Source organism: Amycolatopsis sp. (assembly GCF_035276945.1).
GTDB lineage: Bacteria > Actinomycetota > Actinomycetes > Mycobacteriales > Pseudonocardiaceae > Amycolatopsis_E.
Window position 1 is genome coordinate 77920 of sequence record NZ_DATELF010000045.1, and the last position, 11776, is coordinate 89695.

Annotated in this window: 11 protein-coding genes; 5 read left to right on the forward strand and 6 right to left on the reverse strand. The window is 69.1% G+C overall.

The genetic code is table 11. The features are described from left to right. Positions 1-421 precede the first annotated feature (421 nt). From VJT49_RS06315 to VJT49_RS06325, 3 genes are all read left to right on the forward strand, one after another. The gene (locus tag VJT49_RS06315; protein WP_324163744.1) at positions 422-841 is read left to right on the forward strand and encodes a lasso peptide biosynthesis B2 protein; all 420 of its coding nucleotides are present in this window, start codon (positions 422-424) and stop codon (positions 839-841) included. Between the two features lie 20 nt (positions 842-861). Beyond that, positions 862-2010: a protein-L-isoaspartate O-methyltransferase gene (locus VJT49_RS06320; RefSeq protein WP_324163745.1), complete on the forward strand. Its 1149-nt coding sequence runs from the start codon at positions 862-864 to the stop codon at positions 2008-2010. An 813-nt stretch (positions 2011-2823) separates the two neighbouring features. Then, positions 2824-3087 carry an NUDIX domain-containing protein gene (locus VJT49_RS06325; RefSeq protein WP_324163746.1) on the forward strand — a complete coding sequence of 88 codons (264 nt, stop codon included), beginning with the start codon at positions 2824-2826 and terminating at the stop codon, positions 3085-3087. Between the two features lie 85 nt (positions 3088-3172). Here VJT49_RS06325 and VJT49_RS06330 read toward each other — a convergent pair whose 3' ends face one another. Further along, a complete protein-coding gene (locus VJT49_RS06330; protein WP_324163747.1) occupies positions 3173-3328 on the reverse strand; it encodes a hypothetical protein in 156 nt (51 codons plus the stop codon). Positions 3329-3468: 140 nt separating this feature from the next. Between VJT49_RS06330 and typA the strand changes: the two genes are divergently transcribed. Together typA and VJT49_RS06340 are read left to right on the forward strand one after the other, a co-directional pair. Then, the gene (gene typA / locus VJT49_RS06335) at positions 3469-5370 is read left to right on the forward strand and encodes a translational GTPase TypA (protein WP_324163748.1); all 1902 of its coding nucleotides are present in this window, start codon (positions 3469-3471) and stop codon (positions 5368-5370) included. Positions 5371-5518: 148 nt separating this feature from the next. Beyond that, positions 5519-7282 (forward strand): ABC transporter family substrate-binding protein, encoded by a 1764-nt coding sequence (locus VJT49_RS06340; protein ID WP_324163749.1) that lies wholly within the window; start codon positions 5519-5521, stop codon positions 7280-7282. 307 nt (positions 7283-7589) lie between these two features. Here VJT49_RS06340 and VJT49_RS06345 read toward each other — a convergent pair whose 3' ends face one another. From VJT49_RS06345 to VJT49_RS06365, 5 genes are read right to left on the reverse strand one after another with little or no spacing between them, the layout of a single operon-like run. Then, positions 7590-8603, reverse strand: coding sequence for an oligopeptide/dipeptide ABC transporter ATP-binding protein (locus VJT49_RS06345; protein ID WP_324163750.1), 1014 nt, complete (start codon positions 8601-8603; stop codon positions 7590-7592). Further along, positions 8600-9670, reverse strand: coding sequence for an ABC transporter ATP-binding protein (locus VJT49_RS06350; protein ID WP_324163751.1), 1071 nt, complete (start codon positions 9668-9670; stop codon positions 8600-8602). Before VJT49_RS06350 ends, VJT49_RS06345 begins: the two co-directional genes overlap by 4 nt. Beyond that, the gene (locus VJT49_RS06355) at positions 9667-9831 is read right to left on the reverse strand and encodes a hypothetical protein (protein WP_324163752.1); all 165 of its coding nucleotides are present in this window, start codon (positions 9829-9831) and stop codon (positions 9667-9669) included. Before VJT49_RS06355 ends, VJT49_RS06350 begins: the two co-directional genes overlap by 4 nt. Further along, positions 9828-10772 (reverse strand): ABC transporter permease, encoded by a 945-nt coding sequence (locus tag VJT49_RS06360; RefSeq protein WP_324163753.1) that lies wholly within the window; start codon positions 10770-10772, stop codon positions 9828-9830. The genes VJT49_RS06355 and VJT49_RS06360 overlap by 4 nt, the downstream gene beginning before the upstream one ends. Continuing rightward, on the reverse strand, positions 10765-11745 hold the full coding sequence (locus tag VJT49_RS06365) for an ABC transporter permease (RefSeq protein ID WP_324163754.1): 981 nt from the start codon (positions 11743-11745) through the stop codon (positions 10765-10767). The genes VJT49_RS06360 and VJT49_RS06365 overlap by 8 nt, the downstream gene beginning before the upstream one ends. Positions 11746-11776 lie beyond the last annotated feature (31 nt).

Below are 11776 nucleotides of genomic sequence, written 5' to 3' on the forward strand. Positions count from 1 at the left end.
CCCAAGCGACGCACTGGACTACGTGGTGCCGGCACTGGAGAACGCCCGGTCAGGCCGTGCATTTCACGAGTACGGGTGGGGCTCGGAGCCGGCGACCACCCGATCCTTTTCCGCGCAGTCCTCGGCACCTCCGTACCGGTAAGTGATGGTCAAGCGCCGGCCGCTGGGGCCTCAGCCGTGGCCAGCTGTGTGCGCTCTCGGGGTTGTCGAGCCAGACGAACTGCCCGCCGAGGGAGTTCAGAGTCCCGTCCGAGCTGGGGATGTCCGGTAAAGCGATCCACTTTGTCGGCGCCACTGGCTACGGTCACAGGGAACACATGCTCTGGGACTCACCGTGAAGAGGCCCATCGGCGACCAGCCGGGGCCCGGCGAACAGCAGGTTGCTGGTGGAACTGCTCGACCGGAAGCTGGTGAGGTGGGTATGAGCGCCCCGATCGTGCTGGAAGCCCCCGTCCCGCTCGGAGTGCGCGAGCGGCTGCGCGGACTCGCGGCCGTGGGGACGGCCCGCGTGATCCTCACCGCGACCCGCGGCCACCCGGCCCGCATCCGTGCGGTCCTGCGGATCCTGCGCACCGGCGCCAGCCCGGCCGACCTCGCGGCCGCTGTGCGAGCTCGAGGGTGCGTGACCACGGTGTCGCTGCGCTGCGCGAGCGATCACGGCTGTCTGCTGCGCTCGGTCGCGATCGTGGTGGCCTGCCGGCTGGCCGGCCGCACGGTGGTGTGGCGGGTCGGGACGGTCTCGCCACCACCTTCGTCGCACGCGTGGGTGGAAGCCGCCGGTGTGCCGGCCGGCGAGCCGTTCGACCCACGGCTGCTGTACAGCCCCATCATGACCGTGTGACTCCTGGGAGGATCTCCACCATGCCCCTCGGCACGACCACCTCACCCGAGCTCGCCACCCGGCTGGCCCGCTACGCCGACGACCTGCGAACCCGCGGCGCGATCCGCAGCGACGCGGTCTACGCCGCCTTCGCCACCGTGCCGCGCCACCGGTTCCTGCGCCGGTTCCACTTCCGCGCCGACCAGTTCACCCTGGCCCCGGGCGAGCAGCCCCCCGCCGAACTGCTCGACATCATCTACGCGAACAACTCGCTGGTCACTCACGAGGGTCGCGACGGAGACCCGATGTCCTCCTCGTCCGGCCCGACCGTGATGGCCAGGATGCTCGAAGCGCTCGACCTGCGGCAGGGGATGCGGGTGCTCGAGATCGGCGCCGGGACCGGATACAACGCCGCGCTGATCGCCGTGATCACCGGCGCGCAGGTGTGCAGCATCGAGGCCGGGCGGGTCGCGGCCGCCAACGCCACCGGGTCGATGACCGACCTTGGCCTCGACGGGCAGGTGCGGGTCGTGCACGGCGACGGCTACCTCGGCGACCCCAACGGCGGGACCTGGGACCGCATCATCGTCACCTGCGGCATCGCCGGGATCCCGCCACGCTGGCTCGACCAGCTCGCGCCCGGCGGGCTAATCGTCGCGCCCATCGCCCACGCCGGCGTGCACCCGATTCTCGTCATCCGCACCGACGGCGGCGCAGTAACCGGGGATGTCGCGCTGTGGGCGGACTTCATGCCCGCCGCCGCAGGCCTCCGCCCCGCCACCCTGTTCGGGCACGACCCGGAACACGACATCACCGCGAGGGTCGCCTACCGGCTCACTGCGGCCGCCCCGGCCGTCGGTGCTGACCGGTACAACGACCTGACGTGCTTCCTCGGCGCCCACGACGGCCGCACCACCCGCGCCTACGTCGAGCATCCCGCGTTCGACCCGGCCGGTGGCATGACCGCGCTGGTCGAGGACGGAGCCGCGGCGTGGATCCAGCACACCGGTGACCTTGTCGTCGCCGGCGACGACAAGGAAACCGGCCCGCTGCAGGCCCGGCTATGCGAGCTCACCGACCGCTGGATCACCACCGGCCGCCCGGCCGCCGAACGGTGGACCATCGCGTTCAAGTCGCACGTCGAGCTCGCTGAGCCACTGCTGACACCGCACCACTGGCGGCTGACGTGACCTTGCCGGAACTGAGCCCAGCAACTCACCGAGACGGCGACATAGACCAGCAGACACCCTCAGGCGTCGTCGGACCTCGTCGACGACCGCTGCCCGGAGGGCGTCACGGTTGCCGGGTGAGGCAGTTCGGCGTCATAGCTGCGAGCTCGTCCGGGGCGGGCAGTTCACGGCCTCGTGCCGATCAACCGGAAAGCCGCGAACGCCCCAACGGATCAAGCCCCGAGCGTGCGGCAACAGTCGGTACACCACCGTCGGCGCGCGCCGACGGTGCGGCCGTTCATGGCCCACTCACGGTCTGAGGCGAGCGCCCGCGGAGGTCGCGGAGCTGTCCCAAGGCGATGCCCAATTCGTCGCGGAGCTGCTGGTTCTCTCGTTGCAGACGCTGGTTGCGAGTCCGGAGGGCGTTCACAACCTTCTCGTGAGACGGTGTTGTCATGCGCTGCTCCGACGGCAGTGGTCGGCGCTGTGGCCGAGGTTGCCGGGCCCGAATGGGCCTGTAGGCGTTCAAGCAACGCTGCCTGAAGAGGGTCGTAGAGGAAGGTTCTGGACACACCGGCCCTGGCGGCGACTCTGCTGACGGTCGTGTCGCCGCCCTCCTGTTCGATCTCGTCGAGCGTGGCATGAACTCGAGCCAGACAGTCGGTTCGGCGTCTGCGGGCTGCAACCGAATGCCAACTGACAACATCCACCACCTACGTCTCCGTTGGTGGTTGACCAGTCGCTGTGATCGCGGTCGAGGAGGTGTCGGATCGCTGACACCCATCCCGCAGGTCCAGATGGACGCCGACGGTCTGCTCGGGTTGCCGGCGGGGCATGTCGATCTCGGGGAGACTCCCGACCGCCTGCGCGGTTCGCGAACTTGACGAGGAGTTCGGCATTCAGCTGGACCCCGCGCACTTGCTGCCGGGTGCCACCTGGTTCCGCATGTCCCGGGAGCCACGCATCGACATCTTCTTCAGCGCTACCTCGTGGGACGGCACGCCGGGGATCCGCGAGGCGCACAAGTGCACAGAGCTGGTCGGGGCCGACCCGAACAACCTGCCCGGCGACGCCATCGACTTCCTCGCGGACGCCTGATCGACACCAGCAAGGGAACGATCCTCCGCGAGTACGGCTTCGCCTCGGCACAGGCGTGACCGCCAGCCGGTCAACCGTCCAAGGGTCAGGCCGCCTTGCTCAGATCGGCCTTCGCCTTCTGCAGGGCGAGCACCGGGCACCGCTTGCACCGGGGCTTCGACCGGCAGCACTTCTTCTTGACCTTCCCGGCCTTCATCAGCTTCCGGACGCGCGCCTTGGGGTCCGTGCTCGCCTTGCCCACGCCTTTTAGGTTAGGCGAAGCTAACCAGTTCTGCCGGGTGGCACTGGTCACATGAGGGCTAAGGGTATCCTGGATCAGACCGCGTATGGCCGAAGCAGGCGAGCGGTCTCCCGCCCGTACTGAGTATCAGGAGCCCTCGCGTGCCCGTAGCAGCCGCCGAGAAGGTCCGCACGGACCTCCGCAACGTCGCCATCGTGGCACATGTCGATCACGGCAAGACCACCCTGGTCGACGCCATGCTCCGGCAGTCCGGCGCGTTCGCCGAGCGCGCCGAGCTGGTGGACCGGGTGATGGACTCCGGTGAGCTGGAGCGCGAAAAGGGCATCACCATCCTCGCCAAGAACACCGCGATCCGCCGCCAGACCCCGGACGGCCCGGTGACGATCAACGTGATCGACACACCCGGCCACGCCGATTTCGGGGGCGAGGTCGAGCGTGGGCTGTCCATGGTCGACGGTGTGGTGCTGCTGGTGGACGCGAGCGAGGGCCCGCTGCCGCAGACCCGGTTCGTGCTTCGCAAGACCCTCGAAGCCGGCCTGCCCGTGGTGCTCGTGGTCAACAAGGTGGACCGCCCGGACGCCCGGATCGCCGAGGTCGTCGAGGAGACCCACGACCTGCTGCTCGACCTGGCCGGCGACATCGAGGACGTCGACCTGGACGCGGTGCTCGACCTGCCCGTCGTCTACGCCTCGGCCCGCGCAGGGAAGGCGAGCCTGGAGAGGCCGGCCGACGGCGGTCTTCCGGACAGCGACAACCTCGACCCACTCTTCGACACCCTGTTGCGCCATGTGCCGCCGCCCAGCGCCGACGTCGACGCCCCGCTGCGCGCGCTGGTGACCAACCTCGACGCGTCGAACTTCCTCGGCCGCATCGCGCTGGTCCGCATCCACTCCGGACGGCTGCGCAAGGGCCAGACCGTGGCCTGGCTGCGTGCGGACGGCTCGACGCAGTCGGTTCGCATTTCGGAACTGCTGGTGACCGAGGCGCTGGAGCGGGTGCCCGCGCAGGAGGCGTCGGCGGGTGACCTGGTGGCCATCGCGGGGATCCCGGAGATCACCATCGGCGACACGCTGGCCGACCCGGAGCACCCCGAGCCGCTGCCGCGGATCACCGTGGACGAGCCCGCCATCTCGATGACCATCGGGGTGAACACCTCGCCGCTGGCCGGCCGCAACGGCGGCGACAAGCTCACCGCCCGGCTGGTCAAGTCGCGGCTGGACGCCGAACTGGTCGGCAACGTCAGTATCCGGGTGCTGCCCACCGAACGGCCGGACACCTGGGAGGTCCAGGGCCGGGGTGAGCTGGCGCTGGCGATCCTGGTGGAGCAGATGCGGCGGGAGGGCTTCGAGCTGACCGTCGGCAAGCCCCAGGTGGTCACCAAGACCATCGACGGCAAGCTGCACGAGCCGTTCGAGCGGCTCACCATCGACTCGCCGGAGGAGCACCTCGGCGCGATCACCCAGCTGCTGGCCGCGCGGAAGGGCCGGATGGAGCACATGGGCGGCAACGGCACCGGCCGGATCCGGCTGGAGTACGTGCTGCCCGCGCGTGGCCTGATCGGGTTCCGCACCGACTTCCTCACCGAAACCCGGGGCACCGGCATCGCCAACCACGTGTTCGAGGGCTACTTCCCGTGGGCGGGCGAGATCCGCACCCGGCACAGCGGCTCGTTGGTCGCCGACCGCTCCGGCCCGGTCACCGCGTACGCGATGATCCAGCTCGCGGATCGTGGCACGTTCTTCGTCGAGCCGGGCGCCGACGTGTACGAGGGCATGATCGTCGGCGAGAACCCGCGTGCCGAGGACCTCGACATCAACATCACGAAGGAGAAGAAGCTCACCAACATGCGGTCCTCCACCGGCGACGAGCTCGAGCGCCTCGCGCGCCCGCGCAAGCTCGGCCTGGAGGAGGCGTTGGAATTCTGCGCGGTCGACGAGTGCGTCGAAGTCGCTCCCGAGGTCGTGCGCGTCCGCAAGGTCACCCTGGACGTCTCCCAGCGCGCCAAGGAGCGTTCGCGCGCGAAGTCCCGCGACAACTCCTGACCGCCGGAACCACGATCCGGCGCCGCGCGTCCATCCTCAGGCGGTACCTGGTCCGGCAAGCGGCTTGCCGGACCAGTCTGGCAATGTCGGTACCGCGGTACTCGGCCCTGTGACACCATCGGGGCTCGTCGGCGCCAGGGGAGGCAGCGTGCGGAACAGCGGCAAAGCGGCAGCACTGAGTCTGGTGCTCGCGGCCACGCTTGCCGCGTGCACCTCAGCTCCTCCGGCACCGGTGGTGACCACTTCGGCGGCGCAGTCCTCGGTCGCCGCCCCGACTTCGCAGATCGTGATCGGCGTCGACGACATCGCGGGCGGCTACAACCCGCACAACCTCGCCGACCAGTCCACGATCACCACCGCGCTGTCCCAGCTCCTGCTGCCGTCGGTGTTCCGGAAGATTGACGACGGCGACTACAAGCTCGACACGACCCTGATGCGTTCGGCCGAGGTCACCTCGCAGAACCCGTTCACGGTGACCTACCAGATCCGCCAGGACGCCTCCTGGTCGGACGGCGCGCCGATCGCCGTCGAGGACTTCATCTACCTGCGGGACGCGATGCGGGACCAGTCCGGGGTGGTCGAGCCCGCGGGCTACCGGCTGATCTCCGACATCCAGCCGAGGGACGGCGGCAAGGGCGTGGCGGTCACCTTCAGCAAGCCGTATCCCGGCTGGAAGACCCTCTTCTCGGATTTGCTGCCCGCGCACCTGCTCAAGGACGCGCCCGGCGGCTGGCAGGGCGCGCTGGCGACCAGTTTCCCCGCCAACGGCGGGCCGTTCGCGATCAAGCAGGCGGACAACGCGCGTGGCGAGATCATCCTGGAGCGCAACGAGCGGTACTGGGAGAAGCCGGCGGCGATCGACCAGATCGTGCTTCGCCGCGCCGACGAAGCGAGCATGCGGGCCGCGCTGCTGTCCGGCAACGACCAGTTCGTGCTCTCCCGCACCGACGGCACCGGGCTGAACCTGTTGCGGGAGCTGGGAAACACCGCGCAGCTGCACACCATCGCGAACCCCCGCGTCGCCGACGTGCTGCTCCGGCCCGCGAACGGGGTGTTGATCAACGACCAGGTGCGTGCGGGAGTCGCGGCGCTCCTCGACCGCGCCAAGCTGATCGACGCGGGCACCTCGGGCGGCCCGTCGGCGAGCCTGCGGGCCGACGCGCAGGTGATCCCACCGTCGGCGCCCGGCTATGCGCCCACCGTTCCGGCCGGTACCGGGGTGCCCGACCCGGTCAAGGCGGAGCAGGTGCTGACCAGCGCCGGGTACACCAAGCAGGCGGGCAGCTGGCGCAAGGACGGCAGGCCGCTTTCGGTCGTGATCGCCTCACCGGGACAGATCGAGCCCTACCCGAGCATCGCCAAGGAACTGGCCCGCCAGCTGACCGCCGCCGGAGTCGGTGTCAGCACCATCAACCCCCAGCCGCGGGATCTGTTCGCCACCCTGCTGGCGATGCCGGTGAGCAAATCCGACCAGACGACCACCGCCGACGGGTCCGGCAGTGTCGGTGTGGACATCGCGGTGGTGCCGATGCCCGTCGGCGGCGACAACGCCTCGGTACTCGCCTCCACCTTCGGCTGCCGTCCGGGGCAGGACACCAGCGTCTCGACCGTCCCGGCCAACCCGGCGGCGGTCTGCGACCCGAGCATCCAGGAGCCCATCGACGCCGCCCTGACCGGCACCAAGCCTCTCTCCGACGCCCTCGGGGAGCTGGAGCCGAAGCTGTGGGCCCAGCACACGGTCATCCCGCTCTTCCAGCTCGCCGACACGCTGGCCATGGGCTCGACGATCTCGGGCGTCACCGCGGGTCCGCCCCTGGTGGGCCCGTTCGGCTCCACCCCCGTGGACTGGACCCGCGGCGCCGCTCCCGCCTCGTCGACCTCACCCACCCCCACGACCGCCACCAGCCACTGACCCCCCGTGCGAGTCCCCCACTTGCCGCGTACGTGTCCCACGTTCGCCTGCGTGAGTTCCACATTCATTCGGCGCCATAGTGGACTCGATGAACGAAGACGCCGGACGGCGGCTCACCTCACTCACGGCGCCGGCGACCGGCCGGCGGCGCCGGGTGGTGCTGTCGCGGCGGGGTCATCGCCGCGGTCGCGGTCCGGGAAGGCCGCGAAGCGTGGCGCGGCGACCACTGCTGCTGACCTGATCCGCGGCAACCGGCGACACAAAAGCTTCTGGCCAGAGCGGCTGACCAGGGGCTTTTCGGGGGACCTCAGATGAGCTGGCGGGTCTCCGCGTAGTGGCAGGCCGCCGGGTGGCCCTGGCCGTGGTCGACCAGCGCCGGTTCCTCGTTGACGCAACGCTCCCGCTGGCTGTCGCTGAGCTGGTCGGCGAACTTCGGGCACCGCGTGCGGAAGCGGCAGCCGCTGGGCGGGTTCGCCGGGCTCGGCACGTCACCGGTGATCACCATGCGCTCCCGGGTCCGCTCCTTGCGCGGGTCGGGGATCGGGATCGCGGAGATCAGCGCCTGGGTGTAGGGATGCGCCGGGTTCTCGAACAGCTCCTCCGTCGGCGAGAGCTCCACGATCTTGCCCAGGTACATCACGGCGATCCGGTCCGACACGTGCCGCACCACGGACAGGTCGTGCGACACGAACAGATACGACAGCCCGAACTCCTCCTGGAGGTCCTCCAGCAGGTTCAGCACACCCGCCTGGATCGACACGTCCAGCGCCGAAACCGGCTCGTCGAGCACCAGCAGCCGGGGTCGGAGTGCGAGCGCGCGGGCGATGCCGATGCGCTGCCGCTGGCCACCGGAGAACTCGTGCGGGAAGCGGTTTCCGTGTTCCGGGCGGAGGCCGACCGTGCGCAGCAGTTCACGAACCCGCTCCCGGCCGCCCTCGGCGTAGAGCCCGTGGATCCGCAGTGGCTCGGCGATGATCTCGCTGACCGGCAGCCGCGGGTCCAGCGACGCGTACGGGTCCTGGAACACGATCTGCATGCTCCGGCGCAGGCGCTGCATTTCCTTGCCGGACAGCTTGCCCAGTTCGGTGCCGTCGTAGAACACCTCGCCGGAGGTCAGCGGCTGCAGGTTCAGCGCGATCCGCGCGGTCGTCGACTTCCCGCAGCCGGACTCGCCGACCAGGGCCAGCGTCTCGCGCGGGTAGATGTCGAACGACACCCCCGAGACCGCCTGCACCTCGCCGATCTTGCGGCGGATCAACCCACCGCTGCGGATCGGGAAGTGCTTGACCAGGTTGCGGGCCGAGAGCACCGGCGCCGTCATGACGGTTCCTCTCCAGGGTTCACCGCCGCCGGCAACGGCTCGGCGATGTCGATGGACGTGGGGTGGAACAGGTCGGCCGGGTCGCGGCCGGCGACCTGCTCGCTGAAGTGGCAGGCCGCGAAGTGGCCCGCGTTCGTACCCGCCTCCAGCATCGGCTCCTCCTGGTCGCAGATGTCCTGTGAGAGCGGGCAGCGGGGGCTGAACGGGCAACCGGGCGGCATGTTGATCACCGACGGCGGTGACCCCGCGATCGGGGTGAGCCGTTCGGACTTGATGTCCAGCCGCGGCAGGCTGCCGAGCAGACCCAGGGTGTAGGGCATCCGCGGGGTGTAGAAGATCTCGTCCACGGTGCCGGCCTCCACGGCCTTACCCGCGTACATCACCTGCACCCGGTCGGCCTGCCCGGCGATCACGCCCAGGTCGTGCGTGATCAGCACCATCGCCGCGCCGGTCTCCTGCTGCGCGGTCTGCAGCGCTTCCAGGATCTGGGCCTGCACGGTCACGTCGAGCGCGGTGGTGGGCTCGTCGGCGATGATCACCTTCGGGTTGTTGGCCATCGCGATCGCGATCACCACCCGCTGCCGCATACCGCCGGAGAGCTGGTGCGGATACTCCTTGGCACGCTGCTGCGGGTTCGGGATCCGGACCAGGTCGAGCAGTTCGACGGCCTGCTTGCGTGCCACGTCCCGGCGCACGTCGTGATGCGCGGTGATCGCCTCGGAGATCTGGTCGCCCACCGTGTACACCGGGTTGAGCGAGGTCATCGGGTCCTGGAAGACCATCGCGATGCCATGGCCGCGGACCTTGTTCATCTCCTTCTCGGAGAGTTTCAGCAGGTCCTTGCCCTCGAAGACGACCGAACCGGAGACCCGGGCGGTCTTCGGTAGCAGCCCCATCACGGCCAGCGAGGTCACCGACTTGCCCGAGCCGGACTCGCCGACGATGCCGAGCACCTCGCGGCCGTGCAACTCGTAGCTCACCCCTCGCACCGCCTGGACGAGGCCGTCGTCGGTGGGGAACGTGACGTTCAGGTCGGAGACACTGAGAACGGGTTCGGTGGACGTCACGCCAGTTCCTCCGCGGCTTTGCGCACGACCGCGATCGTTTCGACAGGGCGCTGCTCACGAGCGACGGTCATTCCAGGGAGAAGGGCGCCCTGCCGCCCCGATAGCGGAGCAAGGCGCGCGCTGTGGTCACCTTGGTTGCCGCGGTTCGAGAATGTGGTCATGCGCGCACCTTCGTCTGCTGTGGGTCGAACGCGTCACGCAGCCCGTCCCCGATGAAGTTGATCGTCAGCGCGATCAGGATGATGAACAGGCCGGGGAAGTAGAACAGCCACGGGCGGGTGTCGACGGCGGTCTGGTTGTTGCTCACCAGCAGGCCGAGCGAGGTGTCCGGCGGTGTGACCCCGAAGCCCAGGAAGGACAGCGCGGTCTCCAGCAGGATCGAGATGGCCACCAGCACGGTGGCGTAGACGATGATCGAGCCGAGCGCGTTGGGGATCAGGTGCCGGAAGATGATCCGCGCGTCGCTCGCGCCCAGCGCCTTCGACGCCTCCACGAACTCCTTCTCCCGCAGGGACAGCACCACGCCGCGGGCGATCCGGGACACGTTGGCCCAGTACAGCCCGGCGATGACGATCGCGATCAGCCACCAGGAGCCGCCGGCGTTGTGCCCGAGCACGGCCGCGACGGCCAGCAGCGGCAGGGTCAGCACCAGATCCGCGATGCGCATCAGCAGGGTGTCGACCCAGCCCCGGTAGTACCCGGCCACCGCACCCCAGACCGAGCCCACGATCGTGGCGAACAGCGCGACCAGCACGGAGATCTGGAACGAGATCTGGGTTCCGCGCATCACCAGCGCCATGGAGTCGTGTCCGACGGCGTCCGTGCCGAACGGATGGTCCAGTGACGGCGGTTGCGAGTTGTCGGGCGTGATGTCGTTGATGCCGTACTTCCACAGCGCGCCGCCGACGTAGGCGAACAGGACGATCACCGCGAGCACGACGAGGCTGGTCATGGCCAGCTTGTGCTGCAGGAACCGGCGGAAGACCAGTTGTAACTGGCTGCGCTCGGCGACGGTGAATTCGCGGTCGAGGGGTTCCACCGCCGGCTCGGGGACGACGACCTGTGCTGTCGCGCCGGTTTCGGTGTCAAATGCGTCAGGCATGGCGGATCCTCGGGTCGAGCACGCCGTAGAGCACGTCGGCGATCAGGTTGAGCACGATGACGACGGTAGCCGCGATGAGCAGCCATGCCTCCAGCTCGTAGACGTCGCTCTTGTGAATGGCGTCGAGCAGGAAGGTGCCCGCCCCCTGCCACTGGAACACGGTCTCGGTGACCACGGCGCCACCCAGGATCGAGCCGATGTCCAGCGCGGTGATGGTGGTCAGCGGGATGAGCGCGTTGCGCAGCGCGTGCCGGCGGGTCACCGTCCAGCGGGGAAGCCCTTTCGCGCGGGCGAGCCGGACGTAGTCGCTACTCAGCACCTCGAGCATGGATCCGCGCTGGAAGCGGCTCCAGGCGGCGTAGGTGGTCAGCGCGAGGGAGATCGTCGGCAGGATCATATGGCCGAGCGTGTCCGCCAGATGCGCGCCGAATCCCCCGTTGATATAGATCGAGTTGGATCCGATCGTGTACAGGACCTGGTCGCCCACGGCGTCGTTGATGGAGATGCCGATCTGTTTGAGCAGGATCGCGAACCAGAACGCGGGCATCGACAGGAACAGGAACCCGACAAAGGTCGCCGTGTAGTCGAACTTCGAGTACTGGCGGACGGCACTCACCACGCCGACGATCACTGCCAGGATCAACGCGACCAGCATCGCCAGGAAAATGAGGCGGAGGGTGATGCCGAACCGGTCCAGCACCTCGGCCCGAATGTTCGTCGTGGTGTCGATCGCCGGTCCGAAATCGCCCCGGAACAGCCCGGTCAGCCAGTTCCAGTACCGCTGCGGGATCGGCAGGTCGAGGTGGAGCCGTTGCCGTTCGAGTTCGATCACCTGTGGTGGCGGGGGCGGGTTCCGCGCGGTGAGGTAGGTCAGCGGGTTGGCGGACAGCGATGCCATCACGAACACGACGAAGGTCGAGACGAGAAGGATCGGTATCGACACGAACAGCCGGCGGAGTGCGAAGGCAAGCATGGAGGTGTTCCTGCTCTGGATGAGTCGGCCG